The sequence below is a fragment of the Actinomyces sp. oral taxon 897 genome, assembly GCF_002999235.1.
GTDB lineage: Bacteria > Actinomycetota > Actinomycetes > Actinomycetales > Actinomycetaceae > Actinomyces.
This window is the reverse complement of sequence record NZ_CP027236.1, coordinates 1,087,436-1,110,438: the sequence shown is the minus strand read 5'-3', so window position 1 is coordinate 1,110,438 and position 23,003 is coordinate 1,087,436. Positions and strand designations below refer to the sequence as shown.

Here is a 23,003-nt window from a genome sequence, read left to right as displayed (position 1 = left end):
TGTTGGGTGTGGTGGTGTGGCTTTGAGTGGTAGAGGTGGTGGTGTGTGTTTTGTAGCTCGTTCTTATTCTTGTGGTGTGTTGGGTGGTCGTCGTGTGGTGAGGTTGGTGTCGGAGTCTTTGGTTGGTGTGGAGGATGCGTTGCGTGGTGTGTTGGGTTTGGTGGGTGTGGGTTGTGTGCGTGTGGGGTTTGGTTGTGGGCGGGTGGTGGGGTTTCCGGGGTGGGTGGTGGTGCACGACCCGGAGGGTGCGGGTCTGGCGCTGGGTCTGGTGGGGGATCTGGGGCGGGTGGCGCGTCTGGCTGGTTCGCGTCCGGGTCGGGCGATGGGTGTGGTGGAGGAGGTGGCTGGTGTGCTGGGTGGGTGCGCGCCGCACTTCCTGCCGACGTTCCTGGAGGAGGGGGCGCGGGTGTTCCTGGGGGTGGGGAACAGGGTGTGCGCGGCGCGGTTGTTCTCCTTGGCGCGGGAGGCCGAGCGGGTGCACGGTCTGGTGGTGGACGAGGTGCGTGACCGTGAGGTGTTCCTGGAGTTCGCCCTGGCGGGGGCGGTGGGTGCCGGGGAGATGGGGCGCCTGGCGCGGTCCCTGCCGGGGCGTACCTGTCCGGGTGAGGCCCTGGAGGCGTTCCTGGGGCTGAACGTGGAGCGGGTGCGTGGGGGGATGCCTCCCTACGCCTCCCTGGGGGCGGACCTGGGTCGTCTGGCCGTGGCCGCGGGCGTGGACCCCGAGCAGGTCCAGGCCCGCCTGCTGACAGCCCTGCTTCCCCTGCCGGCCACCTCCCGGGCCCCGGCAGGCTTCTGGAGGACCCACCGCCAGACCCTGACCACCCTGACCCACACCAACCCCCAAACCAGGCGCCTCCTGGAGGACCTGATCCGCTCCAACCCCCGGATCCGCCGCGCCCTGGCCGACGACCCCGGTCCCGGCCCCCAGGCGCAGGCCGCCCCCAGCCCTACCGGGCAGGCGGCCCCGGCCCCCTCCGTGGAGCCCGACGCCTTCGTGGTCAGGTGGGCGCAGCCCCGGGCCGGCAGCCGCACCCCCACCCGGGCCGACGTCCTGGCCCTGGGCCGGACCATGCACGGCTATCCGACCCCCATGGGCTACATGGGCAGGCTCGTCCTCGTGGCGGTCACCCACCCCGAGGTGCTGCTGGCCTGCGCCGCCATGCCCAGCCACTGCGCCGCCGTGCCCGGCCAGAGGCCCGACTGGGTGCGTGGCGCGGCCGCGCTCCACGCCGCCCTGGCCGACGCCGGCCTGGTGACGCCACGGACCACGGCCTACTCCTTCACGTTCCCCCGTGGCACCGAGCCCTACGCCTGCGGCACCCAGGTGGGTGACGACCAGGCGACGGGGACGGTCATTGACACGAGGCTGTCACGGATCAACCAGGACGAGTTCACGGTGTGCACGGTCCTGTCCCTGACCGGGACGGTACCCGCCCGTGTCGGCCCCTACCCGACGACCAGGCTCATGGGCTCCTCAGGGGTGGGGGCCGACGCCGTCAGCGACGCCTTCACCCGCCTCCTCCGCCAGGGACCGCCCCCGTGGGACCCGCGTCGGGCCGAGGCCCTGGCGCAGGGCACCGGCTGGTCGGTGGCCGCCGCCCAGCTCCTGCTGACCGAGATCCCGGCGATGCTGTGGAACTGGCCGCGCGCCGTCCTGGAGGACCTGCGCAGGCGCCTGCACCTGAGCGCGGCCCAGGCGCAGGGGGCGTCCAGCTTCCTGAGCCACCTGGACCCCGCCCTGCTCGTGGGCATGATCGGCGCCGGGGCGGCCGACCCCGCGCGGGTGGTAGCCCAGGGCCTGGACGCGGAGGCCATGGCCGCCTACTGGCAGGCGCACCGCGCGGGCTGGGTGGTCCTGCCCGACGTCCTGGCGCCCGAGGCCCTCACCGTCATGGGGCGGGAGGCCGACATCGACCTGTACGCCCTCATGCGCCGGGGCGTGGACCAGCGTACCCGCCTGGAGCCCCTGCTGTGGCTGGCCTCCCGCCTGGAGCGCGACCACCCCGCCCGCCCCTGGCTCGCCGACCAGCTCGAGGTGCTCAAAGGGAGCTGGCGTGAGCGCTCCTGGCAGGTCCGGGTCGATGACGGCGCCCAGGCGTGCGCCGTCCTGGGACTGCCCCCGCGTGCGGACGGCCGGGTCGGCGACGGGCGCACCGGCGGGGCGTGGACTCTCACGGACGGGCGGGCAGGCCACCTGGTGTGGGAGCCCGCCAAGGTGACCGACTGGCGGGCCGAGGCCGCCCGGGTGGCCGCCCTGGGGGAGCTGGCGGACTACCTGCGCGCCCCCGTCATCCTGCTCTCCGGGCGCTGCGACGAACTCGTCGCCGACCTGCGTGTCGCGGGGACCGGCGCCGGCCAGGACCCGCTGGCCAGCGCCCCCCAGGTGGTGGCCGACGTCTCCGCGGCCCTGGGCCTGGGAGCTGACGCCGCCCGCTACTGGCTCCAGCTCCTGGCCCTGCACCACCCCGCCGACCGGCAGGTGAGGACCTGGAACCACTGGGGCGCCGCCCGGCTGCGTCAGGCGGGCGCCGACCTGCTGGCCCGGGGCCTGGTGGTGGAGGCCAGGCGGGAGCGCGCGGGCCGGAGCCTCTTCCTGCCCGGCGGGTGGATGCCGGCCCGGGCCCCCCACCACCCGATGGAGGCGTGGAAGGCGCCCCTGTACGATCTCGACCGTAGCGACCGCGTGCGCCCGCGCCTGGCAGCCGTCCTGCCCCTCCTGCCGCTGGGGCAGGTCTTCGCCGGTGCGTGGCGGCGCTACCGTGACGGGGACCGCCCCGGCTACACCGAGCCGAGCACCCAGACCAGGAGACGTTGATGGAGCAGCAGGTCCCGCCACCAGAGGTCCTCTACGCCAAGGAGCTGGAGCGCCTGGCCCAGGAGACCGGCCCGCGCCCCCCGGGCTGGAGGCTCACCCCCCAGGCCGTGGTCGCCTTCGTCTGCGGCTCACCACGACTGCACGTCAGCCGCAAGTTCGTCGGCGACGTCTCCCTGGTGGAGCGCTGCGTGGTGACCCTGGCCGGGCAGCGGGCGCTGCTGCTCGTGGGCGAGCCCGGCACCGCCAAGTCCATGCTCTCCGAGCTCCTGGCCGCCGCCGTCTGCGGCACCAGCGCCCTGACCGTCCAGGGAAGCGCCGGCACCACCGAGGACCAGCTGCGCTACGGGTGGAACTACGCCCAGCTCCTGGCCGCGGGACCCGCCCCGGAGGCCCTGGTGCCCTCCCCGGTCATGGCCGCCATGGCCAGCGGACGGGTGGTCCGGGTGGAGGAGATCACCCGCTGCCTGCCGGAGGTGCAGGACGCCCTGGTCTCCGTGCTCTCCGAGCGCCGCCTGGCCGTCCCCGAGCTCGGCGACCACGCCGTGGCCGCCCGCCCCGGGTTCTGCCTCATTGCCACCGCCAACCTGCGCGACCGGGGCGTGAGCGAGATGAGCGCCGCCCTCAAGCGCCGTTTCAACTTCGAGGCCGTGGAGCCCATCGCCGACGCCGACGCCGAGGTCGAGCTGGTGCGGGAGCGCACCCGCCGGGCCCTTGAGGGCGTGGGCGCCCCCGCCAGCGTGGACGACGTCGTCGTGCGGACCCTGGTCACCGCCTTCCGGGACCTGCGCGGGGGCGTGAGCCAGGAGGGGTGGGCCGTGGAGCGGCCCTCGACCGTGCTCTCCACCGCCGAGGCCGTGGCGGTCTCGGAGTCCATCGCCCTGGCCGGGGCCTTCTTCCCCCACGCCCGCGACGGCCTGCGCCTCGTCCCCGGCCAGCTGCTGGGGGCCGTGCGCAAGGACGACCCCCAGGACGGGGCCCGCCTGCTGGCCTACTGGGACGCGGTGGTCAGGCGGCGGGCCGAGCAGGGCAGCCCCAGCTGGGTCCAGCTGTGGCAGCAACGCCACGTGCTCGAGACATGACCGACCCCGCCGGAGTCGTGGACCGGCTGGTGGCCAGCCGGGAGCCCTACCTGGTGGGCGTACGCCACCACTCGCCCGCGCTGGCGGCCGTCCTGCCTGCGCTCCTGGAGGAGGCCGACCCCCAGGTCCTGGCCATTGAGCTGCCGTCCCAGGCCCGGGGGTGGCTGGGCTGGCTGACCCACCCCCGGGCCCGCGCCCCCCTGGCCCTGGCCTTCTCCCACGAGGGGGACATGGCCTTCTACCCCATGGCCGACTTCTCACCCGAGCTGGTCGCCCTGCGCTGGGCCCGCGACCACGGTGTCGAGGTGGACTGCATTGACCTGCCCGTGGGGGCGGCACACCCCGAGGATCCCGGCGGCCTCAAGGAGGAGGACGAGGAGGGCGCCCGGTCCGAGGAGCCGGGGGGCGCCCTCTGGCAGGCCCTGGCCCGGCGGGCCAGGGCGCGCACCGAGGACGCCGAGGAGATCTGGGACCGGCTCGTGGAGGCCCACGCCCCCGGATCCACTCCCGGGCAGGTGCGCACCGCCGCCCTGGCCCACGGCTGGGCCGCCCGCTGCCGGGCCGGGCGCCCCGACGCCCTCACCCTGGCCCGTGAGGAGTCCATGCGCCGCCGGACCGCCCGCCACCTGGCCGCCGGCAGGCGCGTGGCCGCCCTCGTCGGGGCCTTCCACGCCCCGGCGCTGCTCGACGTCGTCGGCTACCAGGAGGCGGAGGGGACTGAGGACCCTGACGGGGTCGTCGGCTGCGTCGTGGCCTACGGCTTCGCCCAGCTCGACTCCCGCTCCGGCTACTCGGCTGGTATCCGCGACCCCGCGTGGCAGCAGCTGGTCGTCGACTCCGGCCTGGATCCTGAGCGGATCAGACAGGACACCACCCAGGTCGTGACCCTCGTCACTCGCGGGCTGCGTGACGCCGGGCACCCGGCCGGGCCTGGTGAGGCCACCGCCACCGCCCGCTTCGCCCTGGACCTGGCCACCCTGCGGGGCCTGGGCGCCCCCTCACGCCGTGAGCTCATTGAGGCCACCACCTCCGTGCTCGCCCAGGGCGAGGTCCTGGGACGCGGGCGGGCGGTCGCCTCGGTCCTGGAGGATGTCCTCGTCGGTGACAGACGCGGCTCCCTGGCCCCCGGGACCCCGCGTGCGCCCCTGCGCGACGCCGTCGTCGCCGAGCTGGAGCGCCTGGGACTGCCCGTGGACCGGCCCCGCACCCTCACGCTCGCCCCCGCCCGGGGAGGACGTGAGCTGGAACGCCACGTCCTGCTCCACCGCCTGCTCACCGGAGGCATTGGCTACGGGACCTGTGAGGACCCCCGCAGCTGGCGAGGGGCCCCGAGGGTCACCCTGACCTGGCATCTGGCCTGGAGCGCCGCCACCGAGGCCGGTATCGAGCTGGCCGCCCCTCGCGGACTCACCCCCGAGCAGGTGGCCACCAGCACGCTCATGACCCGGCCCCTGCCCGACACCCCCGCGCTCCACCGCCTGCTGACCGACGCCGCGCAGTGCGCCAGCACCCCGGCCCTGGAGCGGGCCCTGGACCACCTCGCCCCCCAGGTGGCGCAGGTCGGCTTCACCGACGCCGTCGCCCTGGGCGGCGCCCTGGCCGACGTGGCCCTGGCCCGCGTGCCCGGGGCCGGCCTCCTGGGCCAGGACGTACGCCGGCGGGCCGGGCTGCTGCGTCAGGAGCTCACCGGCGCCGCACTGCGGGAGCTGGCCGGCCTGTCAGGATCGGACCGGCTGGAGGACGCCGCGGCCCTGGCCGCCTTCGCCACCGAGGCGGCCGACCACGAGCTGGGCCTGTCCCACGCCCTGGCCCACCTGACCACCCACGGCTCCCCGCTCATGCAGGGGGCCGCCTCGGGGCTCCTGCTCGACGCCCCCGGCCAGGACGGCCTGTCCCGGCGCCTCGTCTCCTGGCTGAGCGCCCCCACCGCCCGGGCCCGTCACGACCTGCGCCGCAGACTGGCGGGACTGCTGGTCACGGCGGGTGGCCGCCTGGAGACCGCCACCGCCACCCGGGCCCTGGTGGAGGAGGTCTCCACCATGGCCGACGCCGAGTTCGTCGGTATCCTGCCCGCCCTGCGCGGCGGCTTCGACGTCCTGGCACCCGAGGACCGCGAGCGCCTCCTGGCGGACCTGGCCCACCAGCTCGGCCCGGCCCCCGCACTGGTCCTCAGCCTTAAGGACACGGTCGCCGCCGCCCGCTACGACACCCGGGCCCGCCACCGCCTGGCCCAGCTCGGGCTGGCCGACCTGGCCTTCTCCCCGGCCCAGCGCTGGCGTATGGTGCTCGGCACGCAGCAGCACCGGCTCTCCTCCCGGGGGCGACGTATGGCCTCCGCCCTGGACGAGCTCTACGGACGTCGCCCTGAGGGCCTGGACCCCGGGCGCCGCTCTGAGGGCCGGGGCCCCTCCCAGCTGGGTGCGCGCCAGTGGCGCGAGGAGATCGAGGTGCTCTTCGGCCACGACGCCGTCGAGGAGATCCTGACCCAGGCGGCGCAGGCGGGCCGGGCTGACGTCCTGGAGTCCCTGGACCCGGCCGAGGTACGTCCCTCCGTGGAGCTGCTCACCACCGCCCTGTCCCTGGTCGGCTCCCTGCCCGAGGCCCGTCTGGCCCGCCTGCGTCCCCTGGTGGCGCGCCTCGTGAGGGAGCTGACCCAGGCGCTGGCCGTCCGTCTGCGGCCCGCGCTGACGGGCCTGTCCGGGGCCCGGCCCACGCGCCGCCACGTGGGGCGGCTCGACCTGTCCCGCACGCTGAGGGCCAACCTGCGCCACGTGGTGCCCCTGGACGGGCGGGCGCAGGTGGTCCCCGTCCACCCGGTGTTCCGCCAGCCGGTGGCCAAGGAGGCGGACTGGCACCTCATTGTGGTGGTGGACGCCTCCGGGTCCATGTCCCGCTCCGTGGTCTTCTCCGCCCTGACCGCCGCCGTCCTGACCGGCGTGCCCTGCCTGGAGGTGACCTTCCTGGCCTTCTCCACGGAGGTGATCGACTTCTCCGGGTACGTGGACGACCCCCTGGCGCTGCTGCTGGAGGTCCGTGTCGGGGGCGGTACCGACATTGCCGGGGCCATGAGGGTGGCGCGTTCGCGGGTGCGGGTGCCCGGCCGCACCCTGTGCGTGCTCGTCTCGGACTTTGAGGAGGGCGGGTCGGTGGCGCCGCTGCTGGAGCAGGTCGAGGCCATGCACGCCGCCGGGGTGCGCCTGGCGGGGTGCGCGGCCCTGGACGACGCCGGGGTGGCGGCCTACAACGTCGGCACGGCCCGGCAGCTTGCCGCGGCCGGTATGCGGGTGGCGGTCCTCTCGCCCCTGGACCTGGCCCGGTGGGTGGGGGAGGTGGTGCGCGGATGAGGATCGACCCGGCCCTCCAGGCGGCCACGGTGGACGCCCTGGCCCCCCGGGTCCGGCGTCGTGTGGACGCCCTCCTGGCCGACCCCCCTGAGCTGGGGGAGGTGGTGCGTCTGGGGAGCGCCACGGTGAGGGTGGCGCAGGCGGAGGTGGTCAGTGAGCCCGGGCAGATCGCCTGCGACTGCCTCCTGGCGCCCGCCTGCGCCCACCGCGCCGTCGTGGCCCTGCTGCTCCCGCTCGCCGAGGCCGGTCAGCCCAGCCAGACCGATCGGGCCGATCAGGTCAGTCAGGCCAGCCAGACCGATCGGGCCGGTCAGACCGGCCGGGCCGAGCCGGGGACGGGCCCTTCGGACCGGCCCGGTGCCGGGGAGGCGGCCCGTGGGGGGCGGGGCCGCGGGGAGGGCCGCGGGCCTGCCGGGGGCGGGCTCAGCCAGGAGCAGCGGGAGGTGCGCGCCTGCCTGCTGGACCACCTGGCCCGGGTCCTCCAGGTCGGTGTGGTCAAGGTCCCTGCCTCCCTGCGCTCGGCCCTGGCCAGCGACCTGCACGCGGCGCGGGTCCACCGCCTGCTGGTGGCCGAGAGGGCCCTGACCGCCTTCCTGACAGGCCTGTCGGACCCCTCCCAGGAGCGGGTGGAGGCCCTGGGAGCCCTCCTGGGCAACCTCTACCGGCTCGGGCGGGCCGATAAGGCCGGTCAGGTGGGCCCTGACCTGCTGGGGCGGGCCCGGGCCGCCTACCACGAGGTCGGGGGCCTGGTCCTGAGCCCCCTGGCTGCTGAGCCGGTCCTGACGGCCTCGGGCTTCGCCGGTGCCGAGGTCACCTACGTGGACGCTGCCGGCCGGTCCTGGACCCTGAGCCGGGTGCGGCCCGGTGGGGCGGGCACGGTGGCCCAGCGGTACCGGGCCGGGGAGGACTGGGGCGGGGTCGAGGAGTCCCTGGCGGTCCTGTCCCGGCACGTGCTGGTGGTCGGTGGGGCGCGGGCCAGCGCGGAGGGGCGCCTGGGCGGGGGCGCCTCGGTGCGGGTCGCCGTCCAGGGGCCCTGGCAGGGGTGGGGGCGGGTGGGCGTACCGGGCCTGGTGGTCGTGGAGGGGCACCCCACCGGGGGTGACCGGGCCGGGTTGGAGGTCGACGGCGTCCGGCTGCGTCTGGGGCGTGCCGCCCGCGCCCTGGGGGCGGGCCTGGCCACGGAGCTCTTCGGGCGGGTCCGGGACGCGCGGGTGCGCTGCCTGTGCCGTCAGGGGCAGTCCGGCCTGGAGCTGCTGGGTATGGGTGCCCGGCCGCCGATCGTCCTGCCTGAGGAGCTGGGCGGGGTGTGGTGGCCGGGCCTGGACCGGGTGGACCGCGGCTGGGTCGTGGGGGAGCTGGGGCCCCCTGAGCCCGCGGGCACCGGGGAGGGGACCCGGGACTGGGACCAGGAGGTGCCCTCCGTGACCCAGGTGACCAGCCGCTGGCTCAGCCGGGTCCTGGAGGCCGGGGCCGTGGTCCTGGCCTCGGACTACCTGGGGCGGGACGTGACGTGGCTGCGCGCGGCCGGGGCGCCCTTCGCCGCTGAGCTCCTGGAGGGCCTGGCCCGGGCGGGCCAGGAGGGCAGCCGTCGTTTTGACGGCGCCTGGGTCAGTGACCCGGTGGGCCTCATGTGGGCCTGGCTGGCGCTGGCCGAGTACTGACGCCGGTGCCTAGCCGCGGGTGAGCACCAGGGCCACGTTGTGCCCGCCGAAGCCGAAGGACGTGCTGACCGCGGCCCGCAGCCCGGGCGCCGATCGTCCTGCCGGCCCCACCACGTCCAGCCCGGTGGCGCTCACCTGGGGGTCCACCCCGCCGGGCAGCAGGGTGGGGGGCAGACGGCCCGTGACCAGTGCCATGACCGTCAGGACCGCCTCCAGGCCCCCGGCGCCTCCCAGGAGGTGCCCGGTGGAGGACTTGGTGGCGCTCACCCTCGCTGCGCTGAGGACCCGGGCCAGCACCCGGGCCTCGACCACGTCGCCGACGGGGGTGGAGGTGGCGTGGGCGTTGACGTGCCCCACCGCCTGCGGGGCCACCCCGGCGCGCCCCAGGGCCAGGCGCAGGGCCCGCTCCTGGGCCCTCCCGCTGTCCTCGGGGCGGGCCACGTCGTAGGCGTCATTGGTCACCGCGGCCCCGGCCAGGACCGCCAGGACCGGGGCGCCCCGTCGGGCCGCGTGCTCGGCCGCCTCCAGCACCAGGATCCCCGCCCCCTCGCCCAGCACGAAGCCGTCACGGTCCGGCGCGAAGGGGCGTGAGGCCGCCGCCGGGTCCTCGTTGCGGGTGGACAGGGCCCTCATGGCGGCGAAGGCCGCCACCGTCATGGGGTGCAGGGCGGCGTCGGTCCCCCCGGCCACGACGACGTCGGCCCGTCCCAGGGCGATGAGGTCGGCCGCGGCAGCGAGGGCCTCGGCCCCCGAGGCGCAGGCGGCGACCGGGGCGTGGATCCCGGCCCGGGCCCCCAGGTCCAGTCCCACGGCCACGGCCGGGGCGTTGGGCATGAGGGCGGGCACGGCCGTGGGCGCCACCCGGCGCGGGCCCCGCTCCCGCAGGGTGTCCCAGGCCTGAATGACGGACAGGACCGGTCCCATGCCGGGGGAGACCACGACCGCCAGGCGCTCGGCGTCGACCTGCGGGGCCCCCGCCTGCTGCCAGGCCTCGCGGGCGGCGACCAGGGCGCACTGGCTGGCGCGGTCCAGGCGGCGCACCTGCCGAGGGGCCAGGACGTGGGAGGGCTCGACGGCCAGCGGCGCCCCGATGCGCACCGGCAGCTCGTGCCCGCCGACCTGCGTCACCTCCCGGGGCAGGGTGCGTACGGCGCAGCGTCCGGCGCCCAGGGCCTGCCAGGTGCCAGCCACGTCCCCGGCCAGCGGGTTGGTAGTGCCCAGGCCGGTGACCACGACGGCGCGCGGCGGGCCGCCTCCGGCCTGCTGGGCGGGAGGCGCCATCAGGCCCGCTGGGCGGACACCAGGTCCACCAGGGCGCCGACGGTGGGCAGGGTGGGGATGAGGGAGTCGTCCAGGGTCACGTCGAGGCGCTCCTCGACCTGGGTGGCGATGGTGAGCAGGCCCAGGGAGTCAATGTCGAGGTCCTGGGCGAAGCGGGAGTCGCGGGTCACCGCCTCGGGGGCAAGGGCGGCCTCCTCGGCGACGATCTGGGTGATGACGGACAGGATCTCGGCGGTGTCGGCCACTGCTCTCTCCTTGGGCTGGGACGGGCCGGGGGCGCCGTCGTCGGTGGGGGCAGGGGCATTGTGCCCCATGAGGGTGGGACCTTGTGCCCTGGACGTCCTTAGGTAGCCGGGTTTGGGCCGACGGCGAAGGGCGGTCCGGCGTGGTGGCTAGGCGTCCGCCCCCACCAGGCGGGCCACGATAATGGCCACGTGGAGCATGAGGGCGTCACGGGAGTCGGTGGGGTCCCAGCCGACCTGCTCACTGACCCGGCCCAGGCGGTAGCGCACCGTGTTGGCGTGGACGAACAGCGTGCGTGCGGTGGCCTCCAGGGACCCGCCCAGGGCCAGGTAGGTGGCCACCGTCTCCTCGAAGGGGTCGCCCATGAGGTGGAGGGGGGAGTAGACGCGGGCGAGGATCTGCTCGGTGGCCAGGGGGTCGCCGCCCAGCAGCCGCTCGGGGAGGAGCTCGTCGGCGTGGACCGGGCTGGGGGCCTCCGTCCAGCCGGGCAGGGCGCGCAGGCCCGACAGGGCCGAGCGCAGGGAGCCTCCGGCCCGGGCGACGTCGGCCGCCACCGGCCCCACGACGGCGGCCCCGCCCAGCTCCTGGGCCACCCGGGTGGCGGCCTGGTCCACCCTGGTGCCCGGTGTCTCCTCGTCGTGCGCCCCGCCCGCGGCATCCCCGCCCAGGACGATAATGACGGAGTCCCCCCGCACCGAGATGAGGGAGTCGGAGACCATGCCCCGGCACTGGTGGCGCAGGCGGGAGACCGCCAGGGCGTCGAGCTGGGCGCGTCCGGCCACGGCCACCACCGGCCCGGCGCTGCGCCACCCGGCGGCGGCGGCGCGGGTGGCGACGTCCTGGGAGGAGTCGTGGAGCATGGCGTCCACCGCCACGGACTCCAGGCGCGCCCCCCAGGCGCCGCGGGCCTCGGCGGCCCGGGCGTAGACCTCGGCGGCGGCGAACCCGACGTCCCGCCCGAAGGTCAGGACCAGGATCCGGACGGTGTCGTGCTCGTCCTCGGGGACCAGCAGGGGCGCCTCCTCCAGGACCACGTCCAGGACGGTGCGTACCAGCCCCAGGGTCTGGTCCAGGGTGACCACGCCCGTCAGCGTGGCGGGTGCCACGGAGAAGATGCGGGTGGGGCTGGCGGCGGCTGACCGGTTCTCCACCCAGTCCACGAACATCTCCACGCCCAGGCGTGCCACGGAGGCGATCTGCGTGCGGGCGTCCTGCGGGAGGCCGCGGTACCAGGTGTAGGTGGCGCTGACGCGGTCCAGGGAGTGCTCGACCAGGTTGTCCTGACGGTGACGCAGGGCCGTGATCCCAGGAGTGCTCAGCTCGTCCATGGGCCGATCGTACCCAGCCCGCCCGCAGGTCCCGCGCAGCCCGCACCGGTCGTGGTGTCAGGGAGCTGACGCGCCAGGGAGGAGACCGGCGTAGCATACGCCCTGTACGCCCGCCGAGTGAGGCGGGCACGGTCGCGATGCCCGGAGCCGGGCGAGAGGGAGACTCCGTGATGCTAGCCGCTACCCGCACTGAGACCGACCTGCTGGGGCCGCGCGAGGTCCCCCTGGACGTCTACTGGGGTATCCACACCCTGCGTGCTGTGGAGAACTTCCGGATCTCCGGGAGCACCGTGGGTCAGGAGCCCACCTTCGTGCGCGGCATGGTGCAGGTCAAGAAGGCCTCGGCCCTGGCCAACCGGGACCTGGGGACCCTGTCCCCCCAGGTCGCCGACGCCATTGTGTGGGCCTGCGACCAGATCCTGGACCAGGGGCGCTGCATGGACCAGTTCCCCGTGGACCAGTTCCAGGGAGGGGCGGGGACCAGCGTCAATATGAACACCAACGAGGTCGTGGCCAACCTCGCCCTAGAGCACATGGGCTACGCCAAGGGGCGCTACGACATTGTCAACCCCAATGACCACGTCAACAAGTCCCAGTCCACCAATGACGCCTACCCCACGGGGTTCCGCCTGGGCCTCTACCAGGCGATCAACGGCGTGGAGGTGGAGCTGTGCGACCTGGTGGACGCGATCGTGCGTAAGGGCCGGGACTTCTCCGGCGTGCTCAAGATGGGGCGCACCCAGCTCCAGGACGCCGTCCCCATGAGCCTGGGTCAGGAGTTCAAGGCCTTCGCGGTGCTCCTGGACGAGGAGATTACCCGCCTCATGCACAACAGCGCCCTGCTGCTGGAGGTCAACCTGGGTGCCACGGCCATCGGCACCGGGCTGAACACGCCCCCCGGCTACCAGCAGACGGTGCTGCGCCACCTGCGGGCGATCACCGGGCTGCCGATCGTGGGGGCGCAGAACCTCCTGGAGGCCACCAGCGACACCGGCGCCTACGTGTCCATGCACGCCACCCTCAAGCGTGTCGCGGTCAAGCTCTCCAAGATCTGCAACGACCTGCGCCTGCTCTCCTCCGGGCCTCGCGCGGGCCTGGGGGAGATCCGCCTGCCCGAGCGCCAGGCGGGCTCCTCGATCATGCCGGCCAAGGTCAACCCGGTGATCCCCGAGGTGGTCAACCAGGTCTGCTTCAAGGTCATTGGCAACGACGTCACCGTCACCTTCGCCGCGGAGGCGGGCCAGCTCCAGCTCAACGTCATGGAGCCGGTGATCGGGCAGGCCATCTTCGAGTCGATCTCCCTGCTCACCCACGCCATGCGGACCCTGCGGGAGCTGTGCGTCTGCGGTATCGAGGCCAACGAGGAGGTCTGCCGCCGCAACGTGCTGAACTCCATCGGCATCGTCACCTACCTCAACGAGGTCATCGGCCACCACAACGGCGACCTGGTGGGGCGTGAGTGCGCCCGGTCCGGTCGCAACGTGCGCGAGGTGGTCCTGGAGATGGGGCTGCTGGACGAGGACGTGCTCGACGAGCTCCTCAGCCCCGCCAACCTCCTCCAGCCCCGGTACCGTGACGCCAACGTCTACTCCGGCTCCGACCCCTCGGTCGAGGTGCTCCAGGACCCGGAGGAGGCCGACTGACGACGTCGTAGCGCCGCCTCGGGCCGTGGGGCTGACCCGAGGCGGCCCGAGGCGTCCTCAGGCGTCACCGCCCTGGGCGCCGGAGGCCCCGGCGTGGACGTTGCGCAGGTCGTAGCGCCTGACGGCCTGGGCCACCACGGAGCGGTCCAGCACCCCCTCCTCGGCCAGGGCCTGCAGGGCCTTGACCACCACGCAGTGGGCGTCAATGAGGTAGTGGCGCCTCGCGGCGGCGCGGGTGTCGGAGAAGCCGAAGCCGTCGGCACCCAGCGTGTGGTAGCGGCCCGGCACCCAGGCGCGGATCTGGTCGGCCACCAGGTGGTCGAAGTCGCTGGTGGCCACGAAGGGCCCGGGCTCGCCCGAGAGCCTGGCGGTCAGGTAGGGCACGCGCGGCCGGATGGGGTCCAGGAAGTTCTCCCTCTCCGCCTCCAGGGCCTGACGGCGCAGCTCCACCCAGCTGGTGACCGACCAGGTGGAGGCGCGTACGCCCCAGTCCTCGGCCAGCAGGCGGCGGGCCCGCTCGATCCAGGGCAGGGCCACCCCGGAGGCCATGAGGGTCACCTGCGGGCCGCTGCCGACGGGGGCGGCCGCGAGGCGGTGGATGCCCCTGACGATCCCCTCCACGTCCACGTCCTCGGGCTCGGCGGGCTGGCGGATCGGCTCGTTGTAGACGGTCAGGTAGTACATGACGTCCCGGTTGCGCCCGGAGTCCGGCCCGTACCAGCGCTCCAGGGCGTCACGCACAATGTGGCGGATCTCGTAGGCGTAGCCGGGGTCGTAGGTGACCACCGCCTCGTTGGTGCCGGAGATGAGCGGGGAGTGGCCGTCCATGTGCTGGGTGCCCTCACCGGTCAGGGTGGTGCGTCCGGCGGTAGCGCCGATAATGAAGCCGCGGGCCAGCTGGTCGCCGGCGGCCCAGAACTGGTCCGCGGTGCGCTGGAAGCCGAACATGGAGTACAGGATGTACACCGGGATCATGGGCTCGCCGTGGGTGGCGTAGCTGGTGCCGGCCACCTGGAACAGCGCGGCCGAGCCGGCCTCGTTAATACCGGTGTGCATAATCTGCCCGGAGGCGGACTCCCGGTAGGACAGCATCATCTCGGCGTCCACCGGGGTGTAGCTCTGGCCCAGGGTGTTGAAGATCTTCCTGGTGGGGAACAGGGACTCCAGGCCGAAGGTGCGCGACTCGTCCGGGACGATCGGCACGATACGGCGCCCGATGCCCTTGTCCTTAATGAGCTCCTTGAGCAGCTGGACGAAGGCCATGGTCGAGGCCACCTCGCGCCTGCCGGACCCGCTCCTGAGACCGGCGTAGGCCTTGTCCCCGGGCAGCTCCAGGGTCCTGGGGGCGTCACGGCGCTCAGGCAGGAAGCCCCCCAGCTGACGGCGGCGCTCCAGCATGTAGAGCAGGGCCGGGTCGTTAGGGGCCGGCCTGTAGTAGGGGGGCCGGTAGGGGTCCGCCTCCAGCTGGGCGTCCGTGATCGGGATGTGAAGGCGGTCACGCAGGCCCTTGAGGTCGTCCAGGGTCAGCTTCTTCATCTGGTGGGTGGCGTTGCGCCCCGTGAAGTGGCTCCCGAGCATGTAGCCCTTGACGGTGTGGGCCAGGATGACGGTGGGCTGTCCCCTGTGCTCGGTGGCGGCCTTGTAGGCGGCGTAGACCTTGCGGTAGTCGTTGCCCCCGCGCTGGAGGGCCCAGATCTCCTCGTCGGTCCAGTCCCTGACCAGCTCGGCGGTGCGCGGGTCGCGGCCGAAGAAGTGCTCGCGCACGTAGGCGCCGTCGTTGGCGGAGAAGGTCTGGTAGTCCCCGTCGAGGGTCTCCATCATGAGGTGCTCCAGGGCGTGGTCCTTGTCCGCGGCCAGCAGCTGGTCCCAGCCGCGGCCCCACATCACCTTGATGACGTTCCACCCCGCCCCCTTGAAGAAGCCCTCCAGCTCCTGGACGATCTTGCCGTTGCCGCGCACCGGGCCGTCCAGGCGCTGGAGGTTGCAGTTGACGACGAAGGTCAGGTTGTCCAGCTGCTGGTTGGCGGCCAGCTGGAGCATGCCGCGGGACTCGGGCTCGTCCATCTCGCCGTCGCCCAGGAACGCCCAGGTGCGCTGGGCGGAGGTGTCCTTAATGCCCGCGCCCGCCAGGTAGCGGTCGAACCACGCCTGGTAGATGGCCTCGGCCGGACCCAGCCCCATGGAGACGGTGGGGAACTCCCAGAAGTCCTCCATGCGGCGCGGGTGGGGGTAGGAGGACAGGCCGCGCCCGCCTGCGGGGTGGGAGTACTCCTGGCGGAAGCCGTCCAGGTCGGCCTCGCTCAGGCGGCCCTCGATAAAGGCCCGCGCGTAGTTGCCGGGGGAGGCGTGGCCCTGGAAGAGGACGTGGTCGCCGCCACCGGGGTGGTCCTTGCCGCGGAAGAAGTGGTTGAAGCCGACCTCGTAGAGGGTGGCGGTGGAGGCGTAGGAGGAGATGTGCCCGCCCACGCCCACCCCGGGACGCTGGGCGCGGGTGACCATGACCGCGGCGTTCCAGCGCAGCCAGCGGCGGTAGGTGCGCTCGGCGCCCTCGTCGCCGGGGAAGTAGGGCTCGTCCTCGACCGCGATGGTGTTGACGTAGGGGGTCGTGGTCTGGGTGGGGACGTTGACGTTCCTCTGGCGGGCCTGGGCGAGCATGGACAGGAGGATGTACCGGGTGCGGGGAGCCCCCTTCTCGGCAATGAGGGCGTCCAGCGAGTCACGCCACTCGCGGGTCTCCTCGGGGTCGTTGTCGGTGACCTTGGTCAGGAGGCCGTCAATCAGCGGGGTGGAGTCACTGGTGGGGCTCACGGGATCCTCTTTCTCGCGTCGGTGCGGTAGACGGCTCGGTCGCCCTGCGCTCAAGGGCGGTCCCGGCTGGCGCCGCTGGGCTTGACGGGAACCAAATCTACGACCCGGCACCACGGGCCGACACACCTCAGAGGGCACAAGGTCCCATATTGTGTATGAGGTTAGACACTTTTCTTTGGGTTGCAGGCGACCTCCGACGGTACAGCGGCAGCCGGAGGTATCCAGATAGTGTGCCGCGCTTGCGTCAGGCGGGGGTGGTGCGGTGGGCTAGGGGTTGAGGTCCCCGCCCACGGGGCCTCGTTACCGACGAGCATGGGGCGCTGCCCCGGAAGGACGGTCGCAACCGTGGTGAGCACAGTAGGTGGGGCGTTCGGCTTCACCTCAGGGACCATCGTCCAGGAGTTCGGCTACGACGACGACGTCGACCCGGCCCTGCGCGAGGCCGCCGAGGCCCTGACGGGCACCGAGCTGGTAGACGAGGACTACGAGGACGTGGCTGACTCCGCGATCGTGTGGTGGCGTGCTGACGACGGCGACGTGGACGACCTCACCGACCTGCTGGTGGACGCCCAGGCCAACCTGGACGGTGACGGCCTCATCTGGGTACTGACCCCCAAGGCGCGCACCACCGGCGCCGTGCCGACCTCCGAGATCGAGGAGGCCGTGCGGACCGCCGGCATGCACGCGACCAGCGCCGCCTCCATGGGGGAGCACTGGAGCGGTATCCGCGTCTCCAGCCGACGGCGCTGAGCGGCTGGCCCGGGGACGGGCCGTACCCGGGGCCGCCGACTGCGGCATGAGCGTGCGCCTGACGGCCGCTGGCCGCGCCCGGGATGCCGAGGCCTGCGCGCTGGGTAGGTGGCCGTGCTGGCGTCGCGGTGCCCTGACGGCGTAACCTGGGCAGCCGTAGCCTGCCCCGCGTCGGGGGAGGCAGGGACCTGTAGCTCAGTTGGTAGAGCAACGCGTTTACACCGCGTCGGTCGTCGGTTCGAGTCCGGCCGGGTCCACCTGGTCCCTGCTGGCGGCCTCACTGCCGTGAGGCCAGCGGTAGGGAGGGCGGTCAGCCCGCTGTGGCAGTCGTGCGGTCTGGTGACCAGAGTGGCGGGGCGTGGTCAGTCGTGCTTGATCGCTCGCTGTGAGGTATCCTCTGGGTGCTCGTGCCGGCGTCGGCTCGCGGCTCCGGCTCGGGGGTGCGCGTGCTGCTCCAACGCGAGCAGGCCCCCATAGCTCAGTGGTTAGAGCAGCGAGCTTATACCTCGTCCGTGCCTGATAAGCACATGGTCCTGGGTTCGAATCCCAGTGGGGGTACCGCGGCACGGCCCAAGGAGGGCTCCTGCGGACAGTGGGCGCGCCCCGGGTGCGGGCCGGGCTCCCCGGCGGCTGGTAGGAGTGTCCCATGGGAAGACTGCGGGTAGCTGACCGGCTGAGGGTCGTCTCCCTCGTGGCGGTCGTGTTCGTGACCGCTTTTGACGGCCTGGCCCTGTCCACGCTGGTACCCCAGATCGCCGTCGACCTCCACCTGGGCGGTCTCTACGGCGCCTTCACGGCCGTCTACGCGCTCGCCCAGCTCTTTGGCGCGCTGTTCGTCTACGGGCGGGTCCGCTCGGCACTGCCGCTGGGGGCGGCTCTCTTCTGCCTGGGCGCAGCAGGCTGCGCCGTGAGCCCCACGGCCCTGTGTCTCGTCTGCGCGCGCTGTGTGCAGGGGGTGGGCGGCGGTCTCGCCGTCGGGGGCGTCTACGCCTCGATCGACCGCGACGTCGACGAGGGCGACCGCCCCGTGGTGTTCGCCGTCCTGGCCTCGGTGTGGGTGGTGCCCTCAATCATAGGCCCGGGCCTGGCGCAGCTGGTCATGGCGGCGTGGTCCTGGCGGGCGCTGTTCCTGGTGACCGCCGTCGTGGCGGCCGCCTGCGCCGCCCTCCTGGCACGGGCCTCGCAGCCGGGGGAGGGGGCCTCGTCGGCCCTCCCGCTGGGGACCCGGGTGGTCCTCATGACGGTCGGTGCCATCTCCGTGGCCACCGCGCCGTTCGCGGGACGCGGCCCGGTGGCCGTCGTGCTCGCCCTGGTGACGCTCACCGGCCTGGTCCTCATCTACAGGGCCTTCACGCTCGTCAGACCGGTCCCGGTGCCCGGCACCCCGGTCCGCACCCTCGCGACGCCGCTGCTGTGCCGAGGGGTCGCCCAGGCGCTGTACGGCGGCGCGGAGGGCGCGGGTGCGTGGTACGTCCACGGGATCCGCCCGGGTGCGACCTTCCTGGTGGTCACGACCGGGGCCTGCGTCTGGGCGGCGGCGTCCTGGGCCCAGTCACGGGACGCCCTCAGGTCCTGGGTCATCCGCAACGGGCTCGTGGTGGGCCTGCTGCCGGTCGTGAGCGTGGCCGCGTTCACATCCGCCGTCCTCCTTGGCGGCACGGACGCCAAGATCCTCTCCCTGTGTGCCTGCACCACCGCCGCCGGGGCGTTCGTCGGCGTCGTCGAGCCGATTATCAGCTCGGCGCTGTTCAGCCAGCGGGCGCCGGAGAGCTCCACGGCCCTGCCGGTCGTCATCCAGGTCGACGACCTCCTCGTACCGGGCGTGGTCGTCGCGGTCCTGGGCACGGCCATGGGCTCAGCCGCCACCCACGCCCTCCTCGCACTCCTCGCGGGCCTGGGCCTGCTCGCCCTGGTGACGTGGACGGCCTCCGGCGGCCTCACAAGGCGCTGGCTGCACCACACCACCAAGGGATGACGCCGTGCGGACGGCGATGCCGGCGGGTAGCCCCGAGGCGGGAGCCGCGTCCGGCGATCCGGTGGTCCTCGTCAAACCGGTCTCACAGGGCACCCCCACCCAGGGTGCCCCCGACGGGGCTCGAACCCGTACGCCTCTCGGCATCGGCTTTTAAGGCCGCTGTGTCTACCAGTTCCACCACGGGGGCTGATGCCACCGACGGTGCGCCTCGGTGCGCAGGGTGGTATCGCCGCATTCTACTGTGTATCTTACAACGACACCCCTGCGTCGGGCAGGGAGTTGAGACGGCTCCCACGGGTGGACTTAGCCCACTAACTGCCCGGTTATACGATCGCGCTGGTCAGGGGGGCCGACAGGGCCCAGCCTACCACCGCCGGCCGGGTGCGGCAGGGGGAGGCAGGCGCCGCTGCCGTGGGCCCCGGGTCCTCGCCGGTGTGCGGACGACCACCTCCGTGCGTGCCCTTGCAACATTACGCCATCCTGTGCGTACCGTTGGTGGTGTCGGAGGGGGCGGACGCCCTCGAGGACAACAAGAAGCCCCCCGGACCAGCCGGGGGGCGCATAGTGGGAAGGCGCGGAAGGAGGGAGTTCGATGATCCTCAACATCATCGGAATCCTGGTAGCTCTTCCTGCGTCCATGGTAGCAGCAGTCACGCTCTACCGCACGGCGGCCCGGCAGCGGGCGGCACCGCGGTCATGGCCGCCGCCGTCAACGGAGCCCCGGCCGGTGGGGCCGGGGGTGGTGGCTCCCGCGATTGGACTCGAACCAATAACCGTCCGATTAACAGTCGGATGCTCTGCCATTGAGCTACGCGGGAAACGCGCCTGGCGCGGGATGAACCCTAGCAGGCCTGGGCGGGGGAGTCGAATCGGCTACCGGCGCCGATTCGGCGTCGTTCCAGAGCAAGCTCATGCTGTGGGCAGTCCCACAGCGTCGCGCGCCTCCCGGAGGACCTCCTCCAGGACCGCCGCCTGGGCGGGGGAGCCGGGGGCGCCTGGGCTGGTCCGCACGTACAGCCCGCCCTCGGCGTCGCGCCGCACGCTCGCGCTCACCCGGGTGCCGTCCGGCAGCGTGCGCGACACCAGGTGGACCACGGAGGCCTCCACCCGCTGCCGCAGCACCCGGGCGAAGCCGTCCACGTCCCGCCCCGGCGCGTCGGTGCCGACGACCAGGTGCAACGGGGCGGGGGAGCCCAGGTGGACCGTGAAGGTCCGGGTCCCGGCCTCCCACGCCCCGCGCTCGACGTCGTCCCACGCCACCCGGGTCACCTCGCCCTCGGGGCCTGTCAGGGCCAGGTGCGCGGGGCCGGCCACCGCCCAGCCGCCGTCGGCCAGCGGCACCCAGGCCACCGCCCGCTCCCCGGTGGGCAGGAGGCTGGCGGCCTGCGCGGGCAGGGGGCTACGGCGGGAGAGGGACAGGCGCATGGCCCCAACGGTACGCGGCGTCCCCTGGCCGGGCATCCGACGACGGCGTGGGGCGGGCCGGGCAGAGTGCCTTCGGTCACAAGCCTGCGGGTACCCGGGCGCGTGCGGCCCCGCCCCCCTGTCCCGGGGCCGGGCCGGCTACCTGGGGGTGCCTGGGGGCGTGGGCCCCGCCAGCACGCTCGGCCCGCCAGCTCGAGCCGGGGTAGCCGGGCGCGTGCGGCCCCGTCTGGGTCGACCACCTTGACCTCACCGATAACCGGGGGTACCCGGGCACGTGCGGCCCCGCCTTCCCGCCCGCGGGGTGCAGAGCGGTACGCCGTGGTGCCGAGGGTCACCCGGTGCGTGCGAAGATGGGCCCATGGCTTACCGTGACATCCGTATTATCGGCGACCCGGTCCTGCGTACCGCGTGCGACCCCATCACCAGCGTCGACGCCACCGTCAAGGCGCTCGTGGAGGACCTGCTGGAGACCGTTGACGAGGACGGTCGCGCGGGGCTGGCCGCCAACCAGATCGGTGTGAGCCTGCGCGCCTTCTCCTGGAACATTGACGGCGAGATCGGCTACGTCCTCAACCCCCGGCTGGTTGAGCTCTCCGAGGACGAGTACCAGGACGGTGAGGAGGGCTGCCTGTCCGTCCCCGGCCTGTGGTACCCCACCGAGCGCGCCTGGTACGCCCGCGCCGAGGGGACCGACCTGGACGGCAGGAAGGTCGTCGTCGAGGGCGAGGGACTCATGGGCCGCTGCATCCAGCACGAGTGCGACCACCTCGACGGCCACCTCTACCTGGACCGCCTCTCCCGCAGGCACCGTGTCGAGGCCATGAGGGAGCTGCGCAAGAGGGGCCTGTGAGGCCCTGCCCACTGGCCCGTGGGCCAGCTCCCGCGTCAGGCGCGTGACGGCCGCGGCAGGGGCGGGCGACGCCCCGCTCCCGGGTGCGGCTGACGGGACGCTCGCCCTGGACCAGGGGCTTTCGCGCCCGTCCGCGGCCTGCGGCCCGGCCCCCGCACGGCGGGCCGCTGGACCCGTCGCGCCCGAGCAGGAGAGAACCTGCCATCTGCCGTGATAGCGGTCGCCGACGGATGGTAGCCTGTTCCTGCACGCCGCGTGCGTCACGTGATCGCCCGGTCCGGTCCGAGAACGTAGGGGAAGACGACTCTCGAACCGACCAGGAGGAGATACCCGTGAACGGTGCTTACACCCGCGGTGTCCTTTTCGTGCACTCCGCGCCCCGTGCGCTGTGCCCCCACATTGAGTGGGCCGCCGCCGAGGTGCTAGGTGCGCGTGTCCACCTGGACTGGACCGAGCAGGCCGCCGCCCCGGGTATGGTGCGCGCCGAGACCAGCTGGGTCGGGCGCGTGGGCACCGGCCCCCAGCTGGCCAGCGCCCTACGCGGCTGGGCCAACCTACGCTACGAGGTCACCGAGGAGGCCAGCCCCGGCTCCGACGGCGGGCGCTGGTCCCACACCCCGGATCTAGGTATCTTCCACGCCCAGACCGACGTCCACGGCAACGTCGTCATCCCCGAGGACCGTATCCGCGCCGCCCTGTCCCACTCCGCCGACCCCGCGCGCATGCGCCGTGAGCTGGACCTGGCCCTCGGCCAGGCCTGGGACGACGAGCTCGAGCCCTTCCGCTACGCGGGCGCGGGGGCGCCCATCCGCTGGCTCCACCGAGTCGCCTGAGGACCAGCCGCGGGCCCGTCCTCCGGCCCGCCACTGCCGCCCCAGGACCCACCGGGTCCTGGGGCGGCGGCCGTGTCCGGGTCAGCTCAGGGCGGCGGCGGCCGCCAGTCGCAGCGCCCCGGCGAAGCGGGTCTCGCGCTGGGCGGGGTCCATGTCCTCGCGGTGGTCCAGGAGGTGGTCGGAGACCGTGAGCACCGCCAGGGCCCGCCTGCCCGTCTGGGCGGCCACGGCGTACAGGGCCGCGGCCTCCATCTCCACCGCCAGCACCCCGTAGGCGGCCAGCTGCTCGGTCTGCCCCTGGGGGGTGAGGTAGAAGTGGTCGCGCGAGACGATGGTGCCGGTGTGGACCGCCCCCTCCAGCTCCCCGCTGCCCGCTGCCCGCCGGGACTCCTCCCAGGCGGCCCGGGCCAGGTGGAAGTCCGCGACCGCGCTGAAGCGCACCCCCGGGATACGGGCGTCGTTCATGGCCGAGTCGGTGTGGGCGCCGGTGGCGATGACCACGTCCCCGACCCGCACACCCGGGGCGATCCCCCCGGCGGTCCCTACGCGCACAATGCGCTCCACCCCGAACTGGCTGAACAGCTCGGTGGCGTAGATGGTGATCGAGGGCTGTCCCATACCCGAGCCCATGACCGACAGGGGGCGCCCGTCCACGGTCCCGGTCAGTCCCAGCATCCCGCGCACGTCGGTGACCAGGCGGGCGTCAGGCATGAGGGCCTGGGCGATGCGCAGGGCGCGACGCGGGTCGCCGGGCATGAGCACGGCGGGGGCGAAGTCCCCCGGGGAGGCGTCAATGTGGACGGTGGACATAGCGGTCCTCTCTCCTGGTGCGCCGCGGGCCGGACACCGCGACGTCGTCACCCCAGTGTCCCACATGCTGGACACCACTCGATCCGCAACGTGGTACGGGCTACCGTTTCGGCGTCATGACGCCATTATCCCGCGCGGGACCGACGGCGTCCGTCCGC

At 73.7% G+C, this 23,003-nt stretch carries 15 protein-coding genes and 4 tRNA genes; 11 read left to right on the top strand and 8 right to left on the bottom strand.

All coding sequences use genetic code 11. From position 1 onward, the window contains the following. Nucleotides 1-349 precede the first annotated feature (349 nt). Genes C3V41_RS12770 through C3V41_RS04460 form a run of 4 tightly spaced genes read left to right on the top strand, consistent with a single transcriptional unit; the run spans nucleotide 350 to nucleotide 8,899 of the window. Nucleotides 350-2,815 carry a hypothetical protein gene (locus C3V41_RS12770; RefSeq protein WP_165271576.1) on the top strand — a complete coding sequence of 822 codons (2,466 nt, stop codon included), beginning with the start codon at nucleotides 350-352 and terminating at the stop codon, nucleotides 2,813-2,815. Beyond that, nucleotides 2,815-3,894: an AAA family ATPase gene (locus C3V41_RS04470; RefSeq protein WP_106109273.1), complete on the top strand. Its 1,080-nt coding sequence runs from the start codon at nucleotides 2,815-2,817 to the stop codon at nucleotides 3,892-3,894. Before C3V41_RS12770 ends, C3V41_RS04470 begins: the two co-directional genes overlap by 1 nt. Further along, nucleotides 3,891-7,238 (top strand): DUF5682 family protein, encoded by a 3,348-nt coding sequence (locus tag C3V41_RS04465; RefSeq protein WP_106109272.1) that lies wholly within the window; start codon nucleotides 3,891-3,893, stop codon nucleotides 7,236-7,238. Before C3V41_RS04470 ends, C3V41_RS04465 begins: the two co-directional genes overlap by 4 nt. Next, nucleotides 7,235-8,899, top strand: a complete 1,665-nt coding sequence (locus C3V41_RS04460) for a hypothetical protein (RefSeq protein WP_106109271.1) — start codon at nucleotides 7,235-7,237, stop codon at nucleotides 8,897-8,899. The genes C3V41_RS04465 and C3V41_RS04460 overlap by 4 nt, the downstream gene beginning before the upstream one ends. A 9-nt stretch (nucleotides 8,900-8,908) precedes the next feature. Here C3V41_RS04460 and C3V41_RS04455 read toward each other — a convergent pair whose 3' ends face one another. From C3V41_RS04455 to C3V41_RS04445, 3 genes are all read right to left on the bottom strand, one after another. Then, nucleotides 8,909-10,180 carry a beta-ketoacyl-[acyl-carrier-protein] synthase family protein gene (locus tag C3V41_RS04455; protein WP_106109270.1) on the bottom strand — a complete coding sequence of 424 codons (1,272 nt, stop codon included), beginning with the start codon at nucleotides 10,178-10,180 and terminating at the stop codon, nucleotides 8,909-8,911. Then, nucleotides 10,180-10,425 carry an acyl carrier protein gene (locus C3V41_RS04450; RefSeq protein WP_254423718.1) on the bottom strand — a complete coding sequence of 82 codons (246 nt, stop codon included), beginning with the start codon at nucleotides 10,423-10,425 and terminating at the stop codon, nucleotides 10,180-10,182. The genes C3V41_RS04455 and C3V41_RS04450 overlap by 1 nt, the downstream gene beginning before the upstream one ends. A gap of 147 nt (nucleotides 10,426-10,572) precedes the next feature. After that, nucleotides 10,573-11,751 (bottom strand): PucR family transcriptional regulator, encoded by a 1,179-nt coding sequence (locus tag C3V41_RS04445; protein WP_106109268.1) that lies wholly within the window; start codon nucleotides 11,749-11,751, stop codon nucleotides 10,573-10,575. Between the two features lie 170 nt (nucleotides 11,752-11,921). On the opposite strand from C3V41_RS04445, the gene aspA reads away from it, so the two are divergent. Beyond that, on the top strand, nucleotides 11,922-13,394 hold the full coding sequence (gene aspA, locus C3V41_RS04440; protein ID WP_106109267.1) for an aspartate ammonia-lyase: 1,473 nt from the start codon (nucleotides 11,922-11,924) through the stop codon (nucleotides 13,392-13,394). 57 nt (nucleotides 13,395-13,451) lie between these two features. Here the strand turns inward: aspA and aceE are convergent, their stop codons facing one another. Next, complete coding sequence (gene aceE / locus C3V41_RS04435) at nucleotides 13,452-16,202, bottom strand: pyruvate dehydrogenase (acetyl-transferring), homodimeric type (protein WP_106109266.1); 2,751 nt, start codon at nucleotides 16,200-16,202, stop codon at nucleotides 13,452-13,454. Nucleotides 16,203-16,547: 345 nt separating this feature from the next. Here aceE and C3V41_RS04430 point away from each other — a divergent pair, with 345 nt between their 5' ends. From C3V41_RS04430 to C3V41_RS04415, 4 genes are all read left to right on the top strand, one after another. Beyond that, nucleotides 16,548-16,952 carry a DUF3052 domain-containing protein gene (locus C3V41_RS04430; protein WP_106109265.1) on the top strand — a complete coding sequence of 135 codons (405 nt, stop codon included), beginning with the start codon at nucleotides 16,548-16,550 and terminating at the stop codon, nucleotides 16,950-16,952. Nucleotides 16,953-17,136: 184 nt separating this feature from the next. Continuing rightward, nucleotides 17,137-17,209: transfer RNA gene (locus C3V41_RS04425), tRNA-Val, on the top strand. A 210-nt stretch (nucleotides 17,210-17,419) separates the two neighbouring features. Next, nucleotides 17,420-17,510 (top strand) — tRNA-Ile (locus C3V41_RS04420). Between the two features lie 88 nt (nucleotides 17,511-17,598). Further along, complete coding sequence (locus tag C3V41_RS04415; RefSeq protein WP_106109264.1) at nucleotides 17,599-18,927, top strand: MFS transporter; 1,329 nt, start codon at nucleotides 17,599-17,601, stop codon at nucleotides 18,925-18,927. Nucleotides 18,928-19,032: 105 nt separating this feature from the next. On the opposite strand, the gene C3V41_RS04410 is transcribed toward C3V41_RS04415, so the two are convergent. The 3 genes from C3V41_RS04410 to C3V41_RS04400 form a co-directional block, all read right to left on the bottom strand. Then, nucleotides 19,033-19,114: transfer RNA gene (locus C3V41_RS04410), tRNA-Leu, on the bottom strand. Nucleotides 19,115-19,670: 556 nt separating this feature from the next. Then, nucleotides 19,671-19,745, bottom strand: a tRNA-Asn gene (locus tag C3V41_RS04405). Nucleotides 19,746-19,836: 91 nt separating this feature from the next. Beyond that, on the bottom strand, nucleotides 19,837-20,352 hold the full coding sequence (locus C3V41_RS04400; protein ID WP_129591477.1) for a hypothetical protein: 516 nt from the start codon (nucleotides 20,350-20,352) through the stop codon (nucleotides 19,837-19,839). Between the two features lie 358 nt (nucleotides 20,353-20,710). Here C3V41_RS04400 and def point away from each other — a divergent pair, with 358 nt between their 5' ends. Together def and C3V41_RS04390 are read left to right on the top strand one after the other, a co-directional pair. Then, nucleotides 20,711-21,202, top strand: a complete 492-nt coding sequence (gene def / locus C3V41_RS04395; RefSeq protein ID WP_106109262.1) for a peptide deformylase — start codon at nucleotides 20,711-20,713, stop codon at nucleotides 21,200-21,202. 332 nt (nucleotides 21,203-21,534) lie between these two features. After that, nucleotides 21,535-22,035, top strand: coding sequence for a DUF3145 domain-containing protein (locus C3V41_RS04390; RefSeq protein WP_106109261.1), 501 nt, complete (start codon nucleotides 21,535-21,537; stop codon nucleotides 22,033-22,035). A gap of 81 nt (nucleotides 22,036-22,116) precedes the next feature. Here the strand turns inward: C3V41_RS04390 and C3V41_RS04385 are convergent, their stop codons facing one another. Continuing rightward, nucleotides 22,117-22,845, bottom strand: coding sequence for a DeoD-type purine-nucleoside phosphorylase (locus tag C3V41_RS04385; protein ID WP_106109260.1), 729 nt, complete (start codon nucleotides 22,843-22,845; stop codon nucleotides 22,117-22,119). Nucleotides 22,846-23,003: the final 158 nt, after the last annotated feature.

Excerpts from the sequence above, each read along its gene's own strand:
- C3V41_RS04470 (WP_106109273.1), top strand. The coding sequence starts at position 2,815 with ATGGAGCAGCAGGTCCCGCCACCAGAGGTCCTCTACGCCAAGGAGCTG.
- C3V41_RS04415 (WP_106109264.1), top strand. The coding sequence starts at position 17,599 with ATGGGAAGACTGCGGGTAGCTGACCGGCTGAGGGTCGTCTCCCTCGTG.
- C3V41_RS04400 (WP_129591477.1), bottom strand. The coding sequence starts at position 20,352 with ATGCGCCTGTCCCTCTCCCGCCGTAGCCCCCTGCCCGCGCAGGCCGCC.
- C3V41_RS04385 (WP_106109260.1), bottom strand. The coding sequence starts at position 22,845 with ATGTCCACCGTCCACATTGACGCCTCCCCGGGGGACTTCGCCCCCGCC.
- C3V41_RS04445 (WP_106109268.1), bottom strand. The coding sequence starts at position 11,751 with ATGGACGAGCTGAGCACTCCTGGGATCACGGCCCTGCGTCACCGTCAG.
- aspA (WP_106109267.1), top strand. The coding sequence starts at position 11,922 with ATGCTAGCCGCTACCCGCACTGAGACCGACCTGCTGGGGCCGCGCGAG.
- C3V41_RS04460 (WP_106109271.1), top strand. The coding sequence starts at position 7,235 with ATGAGGATCGACCCGGCCCTCCAGGCGGCCACGGTGGACGCCCTGGCC.
- C3V41_RS04465 (WP_106109272.1), top strand. The coding sequence starts at position 3,891 with ATGACCGACCCCGCCGGAGTCGTGGACCGGCTGGTGGCCAGCCGGGAG.
- def (WP_106109262.1), top strand. The coding sequence starts at position 20,711 with ATGGCTTACCGTGACATCCGTATTATCGGCGACCCGGTCCTGCGTACC.
- C3V41_RS04455 (WP_106109270.1), bottom strand. The coding sequence starts at position 10,180 with ATGGCGCCTCCCGCCCAGCAGGCCGGAGGCGGCCCGCCGCGCGCCGTC.